Here is a 17792-nt window from a genome sequence, read left to right as displayed (position 1 = left end):
CCAATCCGCTCTGAGTGCGGTTTCTGAAGCGATTACAGGGACTTATATCTAAGACTAAGTTGTCAGGATGGTTAACGAGATAGTTTAGACGTTGACCGTTTTTTGTAACGTAATAACCTCTGGGAAACTGGAGATTATTGCTATGACCATCCGTTACATTCTGGATACTCAAGTTTATGGCGCACTCGTTGGTATCGGCGAGCACCTGATCGTTGCAGAAAGCGGGATGATTGTCGCTGATCCAGACTGGGGCGACGCGTCCAATGATGGTATTTCAACCTCAGAGGGGGCTACCAATGTCACGACCACTGTTTACGGATTGGTAGCTGGCCAAATTACCGGCATTAATTTCAATATTCTCGACGTAAGGGACGCGACGATCCATGTTGCTTCCACCGGAAGCGTCCATGGCGGGACCAAAGGTGCCGCAATCGGTAAAAATGGTGTCGTCGAGAATGCTGGCCAGATTACCGGCGATCAAACGGGGGTTTTTGTCGGAAACTCCGATGTATCCATCACCAACACTGGATCGATCTACGGCCGGATCGGCATCGAAACCAGCGTGGAGGATGTGGCCAGTAATACGGTCGATGCAGACAGAACTCAGGTCAAAAATTTCGGAACGATCACCGGTGTAACCCGCGGACTTCTTCTTCATCGAGAAAGCCACGTCATCAATGAAGGGCTGATTCAGGCTCTCAACGGTTCCGGAAGCATCGGCATCAAATTCGCGACGCAAGCCGCGACTGATGATAAGCCCGCCACCATCGCTTCTCTTATCAACAAGGGAACCATCATCGGCGAAACGGCCATCGAGGGCGGAGAGTGGCGGGAGACGATTCGCAACGAAGGACACCTGGAAGGCCGGGTCTCTCTTCTGGCCGGCGACGACCTCTACGACGGGCGCGGCGGGACTGTTTCAGGCAACGTCGACCTCGGCACCGGCAACGACGTGGCCTATGGCGGCGATGGCGTCGAGACGCTGATCGGCGACGACGGCAACGATTCGCTTTTCGGCGGAAGGTCAAATGACACCCTCAAGGGCGGCACTGGGATCGATTATCTCGACGGGGGCGAAGGCGCCGATGTGATGGAAGGTGGCGACGGCAGTGACAGCTACGTGGTCGACGACGTGGACGATGTCGTGACTGAGCTGGCAGACGAAGGGACCGATCTCGTCCGCGCCTCGATCTCCTATATGCTCGGCGCGAATGTCGAGAACCTGACCCTCATCGGCAGCGACAATATCAACGGCACAGGCAACGCACTGGCCAACAGCATCGTCGGCAATGCCGGCGACAACGTGCTCGACGGTGGCGAAGGGGCCGACGCACTCGCGGGGGGACGCGGCAACGATACCTACGTCGTGGATGATGCCGCCGACATCATCATCGAAGAGGTGGGCGAAGGCACCGACACCGTGCGCGCCTCGATGTCGTATACGCTCGCCGACAATGTAGAGAACCTCGTTCTCGCCGGCACCGGCGCCATCGAGGGCACCGGCAACGCACTGGTAAATACGATCACCGGCAATGCGGGGAACAATACGCTCGACGGCGGCGCGGGTGCCGACATTCTGACCGGCGGTGAAGGCAACGACACCTACATCGTCGATCATGCGGGCGACATGGTGGTGGAGCGGGGCGGTGAGGGCACCGATACGGTGCGCGCCTCGGTTTCCTATGCGCTCGGCGCTGATGTGGAAAATCTCGTTCTCACCGGATCGGACGACATCAGCGGCATCGGCAACGCATTGGCCAACGCGATCACCGGAAATGCGGGGAGCAACCTGCTCGACGGCGGCGCAGGGGCGGACCAGATGGCCGGCGGGCTCGGCAATGATACCTACATCGTCGATGACGTGAATGATGTCGTGACCGAGGCGGCGGGCGAAGGCGCCGATACGGTGCGCGCCTCCGTTTCCCATGCCCTTGGCGCGAATGTGGAGAACCTCGTTCTCACCGGCTCCGGCAATGTCAATGGCACGGGCAATGGATTGGCGAATGCGATCACCGGCAACGCCGGCGATAACCGCATCGAGGGTGGAGGCGGCAACGATCTGCTCGATGGCGGGGCGGGTCAGGACACGGCCGTGTTCTCCGGCATCCTGTCCGACTACACGATCACCCGCAACGCCAACGGCACGCTGACCGTCAAGGACAACACGAATAGTCGCGACGGCACGGATACGCTCAGGAATCTGGAGTTCCTGAGCTTCGCGGACGGTACCATTACGCTGCCGACCCAAGCTCCTGGCGCTCCGATCGTGCAAAGTGCCGCGGGCTCGATCAACGAGAACGCCGCCCCGTTCACGGTCGTCGCAAGCGTGCAATCGCCGGGTCTTACGGCCGGTGCCGCCACCTATTCACTTGGGTCCAATCCCGGCAACAAGTTCGCCATCGATGCCGCAAGCGGCGTCATCACTCTGGTGGGCGCGGTGGACTACGAAGCCGGCACCTCCGACCCGGATCTCCAGGTCGAGAACCCCGGTACGGCGCTCGAGCGCAAATTCTATCTTCTGACCGTGAAGGCGACGGAGGCCCTCACCAACTGGTCGTCGGAGGAGACGCCCATCAAGGTCTACGTCAACAACGTGAACGAAGCGCCCACAAACTTCTTCCTCAATGGCCTGACCACCATCAGCGAAACGGCATCGGACGGCACGCTGCTCGGCACGCTGCTGGCAGCCGATCCGGACGGCGACACCAATCTCATCTTCGCCTTCGATACCTCCGGCATGGGCGGCACCAGCGGCGCCGGCAATGCGGGCGGGCGGTTCAAGATCGAAAATGGCCAGCTGAAAGTGGCCGCCCTGACGGATGTCACGAAAGTCGAAACATACACCATCACCCTCAAGGTCACGGATAAGAACGGCGGCCCCGGTGCGGTTTCGACCTACAAGGATTTCCAGATCACCGTGACGCCCGGAGCCGACAACACCGCACCCACGAAGCCGGTCGTCCAGGGAGCCGTGGAGAACCTCACCGAGAACAGCGGTGCTGTTGCGGTAGTGGCAACGGTCCATTCCGACGATGACAGTTTCGGCGGCACTACACTGTCCTATGAGCTGGTCAGCAACCCCGGCAACTTCTTCTCGATCGATGAGAACGGCGTCATCTCTTTTGCGGGCGGCGCGAATTATGAATCGCTCACATCCGGCCTCGTGAGCGAGAACGAGCAGAAGTACTTCAACCTCGTGGTGCGGGCGCGTGAAAGCGGGCCGAAAGGCCTTATTTCCTCCGACACGGTGGTGAAGGTTTATCTGAACGACGTGAACGAGGCGCCGGTCGCGGCCACCTACACGGTCAATGCAGTCAGCGAGAATGCACAGGCCGGCAGCACGATCGCGACGCTCGTATCCGTGGCGGATCCCGACACCCGGGACGAGTACCGGACCTATCGCTACACCCTGGTCAACGCCGATGGCAGCGACTACACGGGCAATGCCTTCGCGGTGGATGTAGATGGCAATGTCAGAGTCGGCTCGGGCGGGCTCCCCGATGTGGCGAGTTCCACCGATGTCCCGGTCTTCGTGAAGATCGCGGATCAGAACGACGCGACACTCGCCTATACCAAACAGCTCAATGTCACGATCAACCCGACGAGCACCGGTAACGTCAACACCGCGCCGACCAAGCCGATCCTCCAGGGCACGGTGGTGGAACTCACCGAAAACGGCGATGAAGTCGCGACCGTTGCGACGGTGCAATCGACGGATGACGGGACCGGTGGCACGACGCTTTCTTACGAACTCGTCAACAATCCCGGCAATCTGTTCTCCATCGACGAGAACGGCGTCATCTCTTTCGCAGGCGGTGCGAACTATGAATCGACCACGACCGGCCTCGTGATCCTGAACGAAGGTCGGCCGAACGAGAAGAAGTACTTCAACCTCGTCGTGCGGGCTCACGAGAGCGGCCCCAATGGGCTCGTCTCGTCCGATACGGTGGTGAAGGTCTACCTCAAGGATGTGAACGAAGCGCCGGTCGCTGCCACCTACACGGTCAACACGGTCAGCGAAACCGCAACCTTCGGCACGACCGTGGCAAGTCTCGTGTCCATCACGGATCCCGACACGCGGGCGGAGTATCGCACCTATAGCTACTCCCTCGTGAACGCCAATGGTAGCGCCTATACGGGCAACGCCTTCATGGTGGATATGGACGGGAATGTCAGGGTCGGCTCGGGCGGGTTGCCCGACGTGTCGAGCCCGACCTTCCTCCCCGTCTTCGTGAAGATCACGGATCAGAGCGACCCGACGCTTGCCTTCACCAAGCAGCTCAACGTGCTGGTGAACCCTGTCGCTGCAACCAACACACCGCCGTCTGCCCCTACATATGACGAGAGTATGGTGGTGGAGCTCAGCGAGAATGGCGGGCCGGTTACGGCGGTCACAACGGTGCAGTCGAACGACGATCACCTGGGTGGGACGACGCTGACTTACGAACTCGTCAGCAACCCCGGCAATCTGTTCTCCATCAATCAGAGTACCGGCGTCATCTCCTTCGTGGGCGGGGCCAATTACGAAGCAGCGAACATCGAGCTTACGCCGGAGAATGCCAACACGCCCGACGAGAAGAAATACTTCGAGGTGGTGGTCCGCGCCCGCGAGAGCGGCGCAAATGGGCTGACCTCGGCCAGCACGACCATCAAGGTCTATCTCAAGGACGTGAACGAGGCGCCGGCTGGAGCGACCTATGCGGTCAACGCGGTGCAGAAAGATGCTCAGGCCGGCACCACATTGGCAACCCTGCAGGGCGTGATCGATCCGGACACGCGGTCTGCTTTCCGCACCTACTCCTACGCTCTCGTCAATGGCGACGGCACCGCCTATACGGGCAACACCTTCACGGTAGATGCGAATGGGACGATCAAGGTCGGCGCCGGCAGCTTGCCGGATGTGTTGTCTCCCACTGTCGTTCCGGTCTTCGTCAAGATCACCGATCAGAGCGATCCGATCCTGACCGTCACCAAGCAGGTCGATCTGACGATCAAGCCGATCAACCATGCGCCGACGGATGTCACTCTGTCGAACAGCACCATCCGCGAATTGTCCGCAACGGGCGACTTCGTGGGTTCTCTAAGTGCGACCGATCAGGATAGTGGCGAGACGTTCACCTACGACCTCGTCGACACCGCCGGTGGCCGCTTCAAGATCGTCAACGGACATGATCTCGTGGTGGACAATGGATTCCTGCTCGACTTCGAGCAGGCCCAAACGCACACGGTCAAGGTAAGGGTGACCGATAGCGCCGGAGCGTCCTTCACGAAGGACGTCGTCGTCGGCGTAATCGATTGGAATCCCGAGTTCACCCTCGGCTCGACGGCCAGCGACGTGTTCTACGGCGGCGCCCTGAACGACGCGCTCTCCGGCAATCTCGGCACTGATCGCCTGTTCGGCGGCGCGGGCGACGACGTTCTCTCGGGCGATGCCGGCAACGACATCCTGTCGGGCGGGGCCGGCAAAGACACGCTCACCGGCGGCAAGTGGACCGCGGCAGACGCGAACCGGGACGCCTTCCTGTTCGACTTCTCGGTGACGAAGAGCACCTACAAGAGCCATGTCGACAAGGTGAAGGATTTCCAGGCCAAGTACGATGCGTTCTACTTCGACGACGCGGCCTTCAGCAATTCGGCCATCGCCAAGCACCTGAAGGGCAAGGGAGCGTCGCTGGACAAGCCCATCGCCATCAAGAAGGGATGGTTCGCCCTCGGCGAGGCCAAGCAGGCCGATGACTTCTTCGTCGCCAAGAAGGTGAACGCCAAGACCTACAAGCTGTACTTCGATGCCGACGGCTCGGGCACGAAGCAGAAGGCCCTGGAGATCGCCACCGTCACCTACGACCCGAACAAGAAGACCGGCGGGGAGATCACCTACAAGGATTTCTTCTTCGTGTAACGCATCAGACCAATCCTGGGAGCCGCTACACCCAGACATGAAAAGGGCCGCCGTCGTATGTGACGGCGGCCCTTTGTATTCACGCGGTGAGACCGGACAACCTCCGTCCAGGCGTGGTCAGGCTGCCTGCTTCTTGGCCTTCAGCAGGCCGCGATTGGCCATGGCTTCGGCGATCTGCACGGCGTTCAGGGCCGCGCCCTTGCGCAGGTTGTCGGAGACGCACCAGAAGGACAGGCCGTTCTCGACCGTGATGTCCTCGCGGATGCGGGAGATGTAGGTGGCGTCCTCTCCGGCCGCCTCATGGGGCGTGATGTAGCCGCCGGGCTCGCGCTTATCGACCACCATGATGCCGGGGGCGGCCCGCAGGATGTCGCGCGCCTCGTCAGCCGTGATGGGGTTTTCGAATTCCACGTTCACGGCTTCCGAGTGGCTGATGAAGACCGGCACGCGCACGCAGGTGGCCGTGAGCTTGATCTTCGGGTCGAGAATCTTCTTGGTCTCGGCCACCATCTTCCACTCTTCCTTCGTGTACCCGTCCTCCATGAACACGTCGATGTGCGGGATCAGGTTGAAGGCGATGCGCTTGGGAAACTTCTTCTCCTGCACGTCCTGCAGGGAGTAGAGCGCCTTCGTCTGGCGGTCGAGTTCGTCCATGCCGTCCTTGCCGGCGCCGGAGACCGACTGGTAGGTGGCGACGACCACGCGCTTGATGGTGGCGCGGTCATGAAGCGGCTTCAAGGCCACGACGAGCTGAGCCGTGGAGCAGTTCGGGTTAGCCACGATGCCCTTCTTGATGTCGCGCAGCGCCTCGGCATTCACCTCCGGCACCACCAGCGGCACCTCCGGGTCGTAGCGCCAGGCCGAGGAGTTATCGATCACGACCGCGCCTTGGGCGGCGATCCTGGGCGACCATTCCTTGGAAACGTCGCCGCCGGCGGACATGAGGCATAGATCGATGTCGGAGAAGTCGTAAGTGTCGAGGGCCTTCGTCTTGAGCGTCTTGTCGCCGTAGGAGACCTCCGACCCTTGGCTGCGGCGGGAGGCCAGAGCCACCACCTCATCAGCCGGGAAGGCTCGCTCGGCGAGGATGCTCAGCATCTCGCGGCCCACATTGCCGGTCGCACCGACGACGGCGATCTTGAAACCCATTGGTCTTCTCCTGTTGTCGCTCTCCCCGGATGTGTGAAAACCCTATTCGGGTGCTGCCTCTCGCCCCGACGGGAGAGAGGACCGGGGACGACGAGGCTTATTCGGCCGTCGTTTTCACGGCCGTCGTGGCGGTTTTCGTTTTGCTCGTCGTGAGGGTGAGCAGCGCCATTGCCATCGTCCATCCAGAAGCCCGGTCCGGGCTTCGATACGCTGCCAGCAACACACCAAAGACACGCTTTCGTCAAGTATTTCCTTGGTCCCGCAGGGCTTCAATCATTCGACAGCACGTCGGTGGAGAGATTGAAGCGGTAGAACACCTTGTCCATCCGCTCGCCCCCGAGGCGCTCGTAGAAGGCCTGTGCCCGCGTGTTGGTGCCCTCGGTCGTCAGGTCGATCCGGGAGAGGCCATGGGCACGGCCGTAATCGGCCAGCCACCGCATCAACCCTGCCCCTACTGCCTGTCCGCGCGCTTGGTGCTCGACGAACAGCTCCTTGACGAAGAGGAGGCCTGAGAGCCTGAAGCCGGGCCGCAGCACCGCGAAGCAGGCGAGGCCTACAGGGCGGCCATCCAGGAAGGCCAGAGCATAGCGCGTGCCCTCCGCCTCCACCATGGAACGCTCGACCATGGCCAAAGTCGGCTCCATCGGCTGGGCTACCTCCGGACCGACGTAATACAGGTCCAGGGATCGGATCAGGGCCGCGACCGCAGGGGCATCCTCGGAGGTAGCCAAGCGAATGACGATGGGGGTCATGAGGGCACACGGCGCGATTAGGCTTTGGTTTACCTTGCTTAGCAAAACCTTTCGGACACTGGCCAGTGTCACGGTAGAACATGTTGATGACGTAATCAGCAGAGTTGATGGGTTCAAGCGATGCCGCGGGCGGTTTATGCCGAATGGGATGAGGACGACGTCGCCGACTGGGTCGATGAACGTCCTGCCCGGCGCCCGCGCCGAAAGCCTCTGGCGTGGCTGCGCATCGTCCTGATGTCGTCCTGCAGCATCGCAGGACTGGTCTATTTCGCCCTGGAGCAGGAGCAGACGACGCGGCCAACGGAGCGCCAGAAGGAGGTCCCCTCCTCGGTTCTGGTCGCGCCGGCGCCAACCTGGAGGCCCGTGCCGGCCCCTACGGCCCCCTATGCGCTCGCAGGTTCGTCCGGCGCCGTCGCATCGGAAGCGCGCGAGCATGTGAACGGAGCCCGGGAGGACACCTTGGTCCTCGGGCGCTTCGGCGATTTCCGCTATGCGCAAGTGACTCTCGTGCAGGGCACGGCCGAGACCGCCGGGAGCTTCTACATCGACATTGTCCGCAGGGCGGCCCGCTCGGGCCTCGCGGTGGCGCATCAGGGCCAGAGCCGCATGATCGAGACGAAGTTCGGCCCCGTAGAGGCGGCACCTCTGCTCCTGGCGAACAAAGGCGAGCAGGCCTGTCAGGCGTTCCGCCTCCCGGATGCGGCCGCAGAGTTCAGCTTCCAGGGTTGGCTGTGCGGATCCTCCGCGCCGGACGAGGCGCAGCTCGCCTGCTTCATCGACGGAATCACCCTGGCGGGAGGCACGAACCCCTCCCTGAAAGCAGTCTTCGCCCGGGCCGAGCGCAGCCGCACGGAGGGCTGCGGGCCAAGCGCACGCACCGCCTCGACGGCGATCAAGCCTCCGGCCCGACCGTGATCGCGACCCGGTGCATGACGTTGCAGCCGTAACCGTTCGGATTCCAGTTGGCCGCGCGGAAGGGCTGAGCGCGGCCTTGTGAGTCCGTGGCGCGGGCGAATATCTCATAATAGCCGTCGCCGGCCAGGGGCAGGATCACCTGCCAGCGCACCCAGTCGTAGCGGTTGCGCGGCGGCGTCATCGCCGCTTCGATCCAAGTCGCACCGCCGTCGATGGTCACGTCGACCCGAGTCACCGTGTCATCGCCCGCCCAGGCAGAGCCTCGGACCTTGATGGAGCGTGTGCCTTCCGGATAGCGCCCGCCATCGGCCGGTGCGGTGACGATGCTGCGCAGGGGCATCGATTCGAGGATCCGGGTTTCCACGCCCCGCCCGTCCGAACCCGGGGCCAAGGGATGGACCGGCAGCCGGTAGGACAGACCGGTCATGCCCGGCCCATCGTGCTCCCGGTCGCGGATCCAGATCCGCGTGAGCCACTTTTGGCTCAAGGATCCCGGCCAGCCCGGCACGATGAGACGGAGAGGACCGCCATGGATGAACGGCAGGGGCTCGCCGTTCATCGCCCAGACGAGCAGCGTGTGCTCCTCCAAGGCCTTGGCGATCCGCATGCCGCGCGACATGGCCTGATGCTCGTGGCTTCCATGCTTGTCCGGATCGGCGCCGAAATGCCCCGTGAACAGGGCATTATCCTTCAGGCCGGCCGCACGCAGCACGTCGCCGAGGGGAACTCCCGTCCATTCGGCGCAGCCTGCACCGCCATTCGTCCAGGCGTTGCCTTCGGCCTTGGGCTCGAAGAAGTAGCGCCCATTGCCGCCGCATTCGAGCACCATGCGGAAGGTCTTGTGCTGGAACCGGCTCTTCAGCTCCGCAAGCGTCAGGCGAAGCGGATGCTCCACCTCCCCGTCGATGGTGAAGGTCCAAGCTTCGGGATCGTCCACCGGCTGGGGCAGAAGGCCGTTGTTGCGCACGAAGAACCGCGCGGTCGGAGTCGTCTCGTCGTCGAGCAACTCTTCGGGCGTTTCGGCCACCAGCGGGGTCTCGCCCAGAAGACTCAGACCCTTTTTTGCCGATAGATCGAAGCCAAGCTTGGGTTTATCCTGCATCGGCTGTCGCCCTCCTCACCTCGCGGTGAACGTTACGCTTAGACGGAACCATTTTAACGGCGTCGCCTTGTTCTGACAGTGTTTGCATGTGTTGACGGCGCACAACAGAAGGTCAATGCGCCATTCTTGGAGGTTTACCCATGCGCCGCATCGCACTTTTGGGTTTGGCTTCATTGGCTGCGCTCACATCACTCTCGGTGGTGGCTGATGCGCAGACCCGGAATCGTCCTCTTGTCCTCCGGGTCCAGCCTCGCAGCTTCCTGGATCCGGGCCCCGTGGTTCCTGTAGGATCGATCAACCCGGGCATCAGCGGCTATGGGCAAACACAGGCCTATCTGCTGAGCCCTGACTATGCTCCAAACCGTGGTCGTTTCGGTCTCGATTCTCTGCCCGACCCGATCACCAACGGGCCCTTCGTCGGCTCGCGCAACCCGTTCCCCGCCTATAGCACCCCAACCATCGAATCAACAGGTTCGATCCGCTGAAGAAAGAGCCCCGGATCGCTCCGGGGCTTTTCGATTTCTTACGAGAGCGCTTCCAGTTCCTTGACGATGGCGTCGCCCACGTCCTGGGTGCCGACCGCATTCGCGCCGGGAGCCGCAATGTCCTTCGTGCGAGTGCCGGAGGCGAGCACGTTGGCGATGGCCTTGTCGAGGCGATCCGCTTCGTCCAGCAGACCGAAGGAATAGCGCAAGGCCATGCCGAAAGAGCCGATCATGGCGATCGGATTGGCCAGTCCCTTTCCGGCGATGTCCGGCGCGGAGCCATGCACGGGCTCGTAGAGCGCCTTGCGCTGGCCGGTGGCCGGATCCTCCGCTCCGAGCGAGGCGGAGGGCAGCATGCCGAGCGAGCCGGTGAGCATCGCGGCGATGTCCGACAGGATGTCGCCGAAGAGGTTGTCGGTGACGATCACGTCGAACTGCTTCGGCCAGCGCACGAGCTGCATGGCGCAGTTGTCGGCGAGCACGTGCTCGAGCTCAACGTCCGAGAACTCGCCCTTGTGGATGCGGGTGACGACCTGGCGCCAGAACACGCCGGTCTTCATCACGTTGAACTTTTCGGCCGAGGAGACCTTGTTGCGGCGCTTCCTGGCGAGATCGAAGGCGACGCGCGCGATGCGCTCCACCTCGTGCGTGTGGTAGATCTGCGTGTCCACTGCGCGCTGGGAGCCGTCCTCCAGGGTTACGATCTCCTTCGGCTCGCCGAAATAGACGCCGCCGGTGAGCTCTCGCACGATCATGATGTCGAGGCCTTCCACCACCTCGCGCTTGAGTGAGGAGGCATCGGCCAGGGCCGGATAGCAGATCGCGGGGCGCAGGTTGGCGAAGAGGCCGAGATCCTTGCGCAGGCGGAGCAGGCCGGCTTCGGGGCGCACCGCATAAGGCACGCTGTCCCATTTCGCGCCGCCGACAGCGCCGAAGAGCACCGCATCGGCCTGTTGGGCACGGTCCATGGCGGCTTCGGAGATCGCCGCGCCGTGCACGTCATAGGCCGCGCCGCCGACGAGATCCGTCTCGGTCTCGAAGCCGACGCCCCGCTTGCGGAACCAACCCACGATCTTCTCGACCTCTCGCATGACCTCCGGACCGATGCCGTCGCCGGGGAGAAGGAGAAGCTTGTGCGTTGCCATGGGAGGGCCCCTGTTCTGTCTGATCGAATGCAGGGCTCTTAGAGCATCGGACCTAAAAGTGGAATCCACTTTTAGGATCAATCCGATGCTCGAACCCTGAGCTGGTGCATCGTTTATTGCGGAAAACCGGGTCCACTTTTCACTAACGTGGCCCTACGGGTCGCTAGCGCGGCCCGCTGGGTCCGCACGATGCGCGAAAGACCGAATGCGCGCCTTGGCAAGCCTTTGTCGCGTTGTCCCTTAGGCGGAGACGTCCTGACCAGTCTCCGCGCGCCGGTCCTTCGGCGTCCTCACCACAGTCACCGAGCACGGCGCCTCGGCCACCACCTGCGACGAGACGCTGCCGAGATAGCGCCTGAGCGCCGAGGATGCCCGCGCACCGATCACGATATGATCGACATTGTTGTGGCGGGCGTAATCGACGAGAGCAGCGGCCGGATCGGGCGCTTCCAGCACGCTGCAGGTGATCCGCTCCTGGGGAATGTCGAGGGACGCGCTCCAGTGGCGGAGCTGCACGAGGCGCTGGACATGGAGGCTGTTGCCATCCTGGTCCTCCAGGATGTCCACGGCGATGCGCGAGGTCTTCAGGATGTTGACGCAGGCGATGCGCGCTTCGCCCTCGATGGACAGGATGCGGCCGACCATCCTCCGCAAGGCCTGGGCGAGATCCTCGCTCCCCGGAGAGAGATCGATGGCGGCCAGGATGATGGGCGCCCGCGACAATTGCCCGGCGATGTCGGGCGTCTCGAGGGGTTGCGCCTTGCGGGCCTTCAGCCAGCGCCGGAAGGTCTTCACGCCGCCGTCCCGCTCCAGTCGTTCGGCTCGCTCGGTGAGGCGAACCTGCTCCGGGTTCTCCAGGTCGAGGGCGAGCAATGCTGCCGTAGCGTAACGTTCGTTCGGGTCGACCTCCAGGCAGCGCAGGATGACCTCCTGCAGCCAGGATGGGCAATCGGGCTTGAGCGCCCGGGGCGGCACCGGATCCCGCCACAGACGGCGGCGGATCTGGCCGCCGCGCGGGTTGCCGAAGGGGCGCTCGCCCGTGACGAAGACATACATCATCACGCCGAGTGCGAAGAGATCGCTGCGCGGATCGGCCCTGTCCTGCAGCACCTGCTCGGGGGCCATGTAGGGTGTGGTGCCGAAAGGCTCGCGAAACTCCTCGGCCAGGAGATCGGGCAGGTATTCGTGCCGGGCGAAGCCGTAATCGATCAGAACCGCCTCGCCGGTTTGCCGGATCATCACGTTGCTCGGCTTGATATCGAGATGGATCACATGCTGGCGATGGAGGTCGTGCAGGGCATGCGCCACCTTGGCCCCGATGGCCACGACCTCGGGCCAGGGCAGAGGAGCCTCGTCGAACCGGCTTTTGAGCGATTCGCCGGGAATGCGCTCCATGACGATGTAGGGCATGGGATCGAGCGGGCCCGTCGCGATGAAGTGGGGCACATGCGGACCCGTCAGACGCGGCATGATCATCTGCTCGGTCTCGAAGCAGACGATGGGCAGCGGGTCGTCGCTGTCGATCAGCATCGGGATCTTCATGATCATTGGCGTCGGATCACCTTCACGGCTCACGGCCCAGAGTTGCGCCATGCCGCCGGTGCCGAGATTCTCCCGCAGCTCGAACCCGTCGATCACCATGCCGGGATTGAGGCGCCAGCGCATGCCTCAGCGACCCTGTTCGAGGCGCAGCGCCAGCTTTTCGGGCAGACTGGCCTCCCGTACCTTCCGGGCCGCAGTCGCCGTGTCGTAGGGCACCCGCAGGTAGCGCAGAGTCTGGCGGGCGGTGTCGAAGACCGCATAATTCGCCGCCGCGACCCCGTCCCGCGGCTGCCCGACGGCGCCGATCACCGCGAGCCAAGTGCGCGTCGGCAGGAGCGGGATTTCGTTATTGGCCACCGGGGCGAATGCGCCGACCTTGGCGGTGGTGCTCATGTGGTAGAGCATCGGCACATGCACGTGCCCGCAGAAGGTGATGTGAGCGTCCACCCGGCTGAAATGCCGGACCGCCTCCATGGGACCCGACATGTAGTCCCAGCTGCGGGGAGCATAGCCGTTGGCGTGGACGTAAAGGACGCTCCCCTCCTCGTGGGTGAGGGGAAGGCCGGCCAGGAACCGGCGCTGCTCCGACCCGAGTTGAGTGCGGGTCCAGCGGATCGCCTCCTGGGCGATGCTGTTCATGTCCTGGTCGGAGCCGTCGATGGCCGCGTCGTGATTGCCGAGAAGCGCCACGGCGCCCTGGTCCACGAGCCCTCGGACCGTATCGACCACCCAGGCCGGGTCGGCCCCGTAGCCGACATAGTCGCCGAGAAAGACGAAACGGTCGACATGGAGCAGGCGCGCGTGGGCGAGACAGGCCGACAGAGCCTCACGGTTGCCGTGGATGTCGGTGAGAAGGGCGATGAGCATGGAATCAGTACAACTCCAAACATACCGCCACTGCAACTAGCCCTTAGAGACCTTGGGGCGAGCGGGTTTAGAGCATCGGACCCAAAAGTGGATCTGCACTTTTGGGTCCGATGCTCCACCATTGGAAGAGCGCATCGTTCTGCTCAACGGATCCGGAGGGCCGTATGATGCGCTATCCCCGCAGTGCCTCCAGGACCTTTCCGCCCGGTCGGCCGCGCGGTTCGAGGCCGATGCGGCGCTCCACGTCCTTGATGGCCTCACGGGTCTTGGAGCCGATCTTGCCGTCCGGCTCGCCCACATCGTAGCCACGGGCGGTCAGGAGCTGCTGCAGCTCGCGGCGCTGGGCGCGGGACAGCGGGGGGTCATCGGTGGGCCAGGCGGTCTGGATACCGGGCAGGCCCTTCAGGCGATCGCCCAACAGCGCGATGGCGAGACCGTAGGACTCGGCCGCGTTGTAGGAATAGACCGCATCGAAATTCTTTGTGACGATGAAGGCCGGGCCGTTGATGCCGGCCGGGATGATGATGCCGGCGGCATAATCGCCCGACAGGGGGCGCCCGTCGACGCGCCGGACGCCCATGGCGGCCCAGGTGGCGAGCGGCTTCTTGTTCTTGCGCCCGGCGAGGCCCGTGTTGAAGTTCTGCGGCAGCCGCACCTCGTAGCCCCAGGGAAGGCCGTTCACCCAGCCGGCCTTTTTAAGAAAGTTCGCCGTCGAGTGCACCGCGTCCGGTACGGAGGTCATGATATCCCGGTGCCCGTCCCCGTCGCCGTCGACGGCGAGACGCTGGAAGGTCGAGGGCATGAACTGGGTATGGCCGAAGGCGCCGGCCCAGGAACCGCGCAGGTTCGCCGGGTTGATGTCCCCGTCCTGGACGATCTTCAGGGTCGCCATCAGCTCGCCCTTGAAATAGTCGTTCCGGCGCGGCGCATAGCAGACGAGGGTCGTCAGGGACTGGATCAGCGGACGCCCGCCGATATCCTTGCCGAAATTCGATTCCACGCCCCAGACGCCGGCAATCGCATGGCGGTCGACGCCGAAACGCGCCTCGGCGGAGGCGAGCGCCTGCCCCCATTGACGCATGGCCGCGCGGCCGTCCTGCACCCGCTCCTCGTCGACCAGCGCCGAAAGGTAGTCCCAGATCGGCGTCTTGAACTCGGGCTGGTTGTTCATGAGGTCGAGGATCGTCAGATCCGGCGTGACGCCGCGGGTCGCGACATCGAAAGCCTGGCCGGAAATGCCCTTGGCGGCCGCCTGGCTGCGCAGGCTGGACAGGCACGAGCTGAAATTCGCCTGGGCCGAGGCCGGAGCGGCCATCGTCAGGGAAGCGAGGCCGAGGAGCGCGGGAACAATGATGCGTTTCATGCCCGCGACCTTGCAGGCAATTTGGTTAATCTTATGGAAACGGGGCGGCAGCTCACGGATTCGTTAGAACGGTGGCGCGCACGGTCCGCCAATGCCTCTCACGTCGTCACCGGCCTTGTGCCGGTGTTCTCGATTGTATGAAACGCTGAGCTTTTCCGCATCGGGATGGCCGGCACGAGCCCGGCCATGACGGAAGGGGAGGCGCTTTCCCGTTCAGCCCCCCAAAGTGTGCATTGCTTGCGTTCAGCCGAGTTCCGGATCGGGCAGATCCGTCTGGATCCAACGGTCGCTGACATGAATATCGGTGGTCTCGAGACGGCCGGGACCGAGATTGACGAACTTGTGGGGGATGCCGGCCGGCCCGAAGACGATCTGCCCCGCCTCACACTCGAAGCGCTCGTCGCCTACGGTGAAAAGAGCCCGGCCCTCACGGATGATGAAGATCTCGTCGTAGGGATGGACGTGCCATTTCGGCCCGACGCCCACCGCCTCGGCCATATAGAAGAGCACGGTGGCGCCAGTGCCGAGGGTATGGCCCTCGACCCGCCCCTTCCAGAGTTCCGGATGCGAGGCCCACTCGTGGCGGTCGAGAATCCGTGGCTTGCCTTGCGTCATCGCTCCTCCAAGTCGCATTGCCCTCCCCGATGAGGTGAGGGCCGAGGAGCCTCACGCCCAGGCGCGCTCGGAGAGCTTCTTCTCGAAGCTGTCGATGGCGCTGCCCTTCTCCATGGTCAGGCCGATGCCGTCGAGGCCATTGAGCATGCAGTGCTTCTTGAACGGATCGATGTCGAACTTGACCGTGCCGCCGTCGGGGCCGCGGATCTCCTGGTTTTCCAGATCGATGGTCAGGGTGGCGTTGGCACCGCGCTCCGCGTCGTCGAAGAGCTTTTCCAGGTCCTCCGGCGAGACCTTGATCGGCAGGATGCCGTTCTGGAAGCAGTTGTTGTAGAAGATGTCAGCGAAGCTGGTAGAGATCACGCAGCGGATGCCAAAATCGAGCAGCGCCCAGGGGGCATGCTCGCGGGAGGAACCGCAGCCGAAATTGTCGCCTGCCACCAGGATCTGGGCGTTGCGGTAGGCCGGCTGGTTGAGCACGAAATCCGGGTTCTCCGAACCGTCCTCGCGATAGCGCATCTCCGAGAAGAGACCCGTTCCGAGCCCGGTGCGCTTGATCGTCTTCAGGTACTGCTTGGGGATGATCATATCGGTGTCGATATTGATGATCCGCAGCGGCGCCGCGACGCTTTCCAGCACGGTGAACTTGTCCATGGTCCTCACATCCCTGAAGGCGGCAGCCGGGCCGCTTGTCCGGTGCCTCATATCAAAGGCCTTCGGACACGGCTAGGTCAACGATGGTCGCGGCACGCAAAGAATTGTCGTCCGCTGAGCATTTGACGCAATTTTGTAAGTTTCAAGAAGCCGCCGCCTCGATGGCTTCCATGTCGTCGTCGGAGAGGCCGAAATGGTGCCCGATCTCGTGCACCAGCACATGGGCGACGAGATGGCCCAGGCTCTCCTCGTGCTCGGCCCAATAATCGAGGATCGGACGGCGGTAGAGCCAGACCATGTTGGGAAACTGGCCCGTCTGCATCATGGCCCCGCCCTGGGCGAGTCCGAGGCCGCGGAAGAGACCGAGCAGGTCGAACGGCGTCTCGCAGCCCATCTCCCGCAGGGTCTCGTCGTCGGGAAAATCCTCGACGCGGATCACGACTCCCTCGCAAAGCTGACGGAACTCCTCCGGCAGCCGGGCATAAGCGTCCCGCGCCAGGATTTCGAGATCGTCGAGGGAGGGGGCTTGGATGTTGGCCCAGTCGGTCATGGGGTCAGAGGATCCTCAGCTGAACCAGAAGCCAGATGGCCAGGATCACGACGCCGACGAGGGACAGGGCCCGGCCGATGCGGCGGCCCCAGAGCTCGATCGGGTCCGTCCGGCCGTCTTCGCCCGTGCCCATGGCGTCCTTTGCGCCGAAATGCTCGCCGGCCCGCCGTCCCATGCGGGCGAGCGCCGAGGAGCCGAGGGTGTCGGTATCCCTCTGGACGCGCTCCAGCGCCTCGCGAGCCTCGCGGGCTTCCCGGTCCTGATCGCTCATGAATCCCTCCTCCGGCTTCTTCACCGTTGCTTTACCATGGCGATCGGAACGCATCTTCGCAACGGAACGTCTCGCACGCTTGGCCGTTAACAGGCCCGAACTGTCAAAAGCTCACGAGGCAACAATGCGTAAGGTGTTTGGTATCCTGGCTGCGGCCGGGCTGGTGGTTTTCGGTGCCGGTGCGGCGTCGGCTCAGGGCGTGGATGTGCGGATCGGTCCGTCGGGTGTCCGCGTGGCGCAGGAGCGGCATTACGGCTACGGCTATCGCGACGGCTACCGCGAGCGCGTCGTCGAGCGCCGCGTCGTGCGTCCCGTCCGGTCCCGCACAGTCTGCCGTACGGTCATGGAAGAGCGTGTCCGCCCGAACGGCGTGGTCGTCCGCCGTCCGGTCGAGCGCTGCCGTCAGATCGTCGCGGGCCGCCGCGGCTACATCGACTAAGCGTCCAGCGTTCCACGGAAAAGGCCGCGACTCGCACGAGTCGC

15 protein-coding genes are annotated in these 17792 nt (G+C 63.4%); 4 read left to right on the top strand and 11 right to left on the bottom strand.

Going from position 1 to position 17792, the window contains the following annotated elements; genetic code table 11:
- Positions 1-142 precede the first annotated feature (142 nt).
- On the top strand, positions 143-5899 hold the full coding sequence (locus DDF70_RS37875) for a hypothetical protein (protein ID WP_245435401.1): 5757 nt from the start codon (positions 143-145) through the stop codon (positions 5897-5899).
- A gap of 117 nt (positions 5900-6016) precedes the next feature.
- Here the strand turns inward: DDF70_RS37875 and DDF70_RS07505 are convergent, their stop codons facing one another.
- Positions 6017-7048, bottom strand: a complete 1032-nt coding sequence (locus tag DDF70_RS07505; protein ID WP_114944247.1) for an aspartate-semialdehyde dehydrogenase — start codon at positions 7046-7048, stop codon at positions 6017-6019.
- Positions 7049-7317: 269 nt separating this feature from the next.
- Entirely contained in the window at positions 7318-7800 is a 483-nt protein-coding gene (locus tag DDF70_RS36420) for a GNAT family N-acetyltransferase (RefSeq protein WP_162820247.1), read from the bottom strand.
- Positions 7801-7920: 120 nt separating this feature from the next.
- On the opposite strand from DDF70_RS36420, the gene DDF70_RS36415 reads away from it, so the two are divergent.
- Positions 7921-8715 carry a hypothetical protein gene (locus DDF70_RS36415; RefSeq protein ID WP_162820246.1) on the top strand — a complete coding sequence of 265 codons (795 nt, stop codon included), beginning with the start codon at positions 7921-7923 and terminating at the stop codon, positions 8713-8715.
- On the opposite strand, the gene DDF70_RS07490 is transcribed toward DDF70_RS36415, so the two are convergent.
- Positions 8693-9817, bottom strand: coding sequence for a sulfite oxidase (locus tag DDF70_RS07490; protein WP_114944244.1), 1125 nt, complete (start codon positions 9815-9817; stop codon positions 8693-8695). The two genes, DDF70_RS36415 and DDF70_RS07490, sit on opposite strands and share 23 nt — an antisense overlap.
- 140 nt (positions 9818-9957) lie before the next feature.
- Here DDF70_RS07490 and DDF70_RS07485 point away from each other — a divergent pair, with 140 nt between their 5' ends.
- Positions 9958-10302, top strand: a complete 345-nt coding sequence (locus DDF70_RS07485; protein WP_114944243.1) for a hypothetical protein — start codon at positions 9958-9960, stop codon at positions 10300-10302.
- Positions 10303-10340: 38 nt separating this feature from the next.
- On the opposite strand, the gene leuB is transcribed toward DDF70_RS07485, so the two are convergent.
- The 8 genes from leuB to DDF70_RS07445 all read right to left on the bottom strand — a co-directional run bounded on the left by leuB (position 10341) and on the right by DDF70_RS07445 (position 17309).
- Positions 10341-11447 (bottom strand): 3-isopropylmalate dehydrogenase, encoded by a 1107-nt coding sequence (leuB, locus tag DDF70_RS07480; RefSeq protein WP_114944242.1) that lies wholly within the window; start codon positions 11445-11447, stop codon positions 10341-10343.
- A 240-nt stretch (positions 11448-11687) separates the two neighbouring features.
- Positions 11688-13112, bottom strand: coding sequence for a serine/threonine protein kinase (locus DDF70_RS07475; RefSeq protein WP_114944241.1), 1425 nt, complete (start codon positions 13110-13112; stop codon positions 11688-11690).
- A 3-nt stretch (positions 13113-13115) separates the two neighbouring features.
- Complete coding sequence (locus tag DDF70_RS07470; protein WP_114944240.1) at positions 13116-13856, bottom strand: metallophosphoesterase family protein; 741 nt, start codon at positions 13854-13856, stop codon at positions 13116-13118.
- Positions 13857-14028: 172 nt separating this feature from the next.
- Complete coding sequence (locus DDF70_RS07465; protein ID WP_114944239.1) at positions 14029-15219, bottom strand: lytic murein transglycosylase; 1191 nt, start codon at positions 15217-15219, stop codon at positions 14029-14031.
- A 243-nt stretch (positions 15220-15462) separates the two neighbouring features.
- Complete coding sequence (locus DDF70_RS07460) at positions 15463-15834, bottom strand: cupin domain-containing protein (RefSeq protein ID WP_114944238.1); 372 nt, start codon at positions 15832-15834, stop codon at positions 15463-15465.
- Positions 15835-15885: 51 nt separating this feature from the next.
- Complete coding sequence (leuD, locus tag DDF70_RS07455; RefSeq protein WP_114944237.1) at positions 15886-16488, bottom strand: 3-isopropylmalate dehydratase small subunit; 603 nt, start codon at positions 16486-16488, stop codon at positions 15886-15888.
- A 142-nt stretch (positions 16489-16630) separates the two neighbouring features.
- Complete coding sequence (locus DDF70_RS07450) at positions 16631-17038, bottom strand: metallopeptidase family protein (RefSeq protein WP_114944236.1); 408 nt, start codon at positions 17036-17038, stop codon at positions 16631-16633.
- Between the two features lie 4 nt (positions 17039-17042).
- A complete protein-coding gene (locus DDF70_RS07445) occupies positions 17043-17309 on the bottom strand; it encodes a hypothetical protein (RefSeq protein WP_114944311.1) in 267 nt (88 codons plus the stop codon).
- 124 nt (positions 17310-17433) lie between these two features.
- Here DDF70_RS07445 and DDF70_RS07440 point away from each other — a divergent pair, with 124 nt between their 5' ends.
- Positions 17434-17748, top strand: a complete 315-nt coding sequence (locus DDF70_RS07440; protein WP_114944235.1) for a hypothetical protein — start codon at positions 17434-17436, stop codon at positions 17746-17748.
- The last annotated feature ends 44 nt before the right edge of the window (positions 17749-17792 follow it).

Source organism: Microvirga calopogonii (assembly GCF_003347665.1).
Classification (GTDB): domain Bacteria; phylum Pseudomonadota; class Alphaproteobacteria; order Rhizobiales; family Beijerinckiaceae; genus Microvirga; species Microvirga calopogonii.
This window is presented reverse-complemented; position numbering and strand designations above follow the sequence as displayed.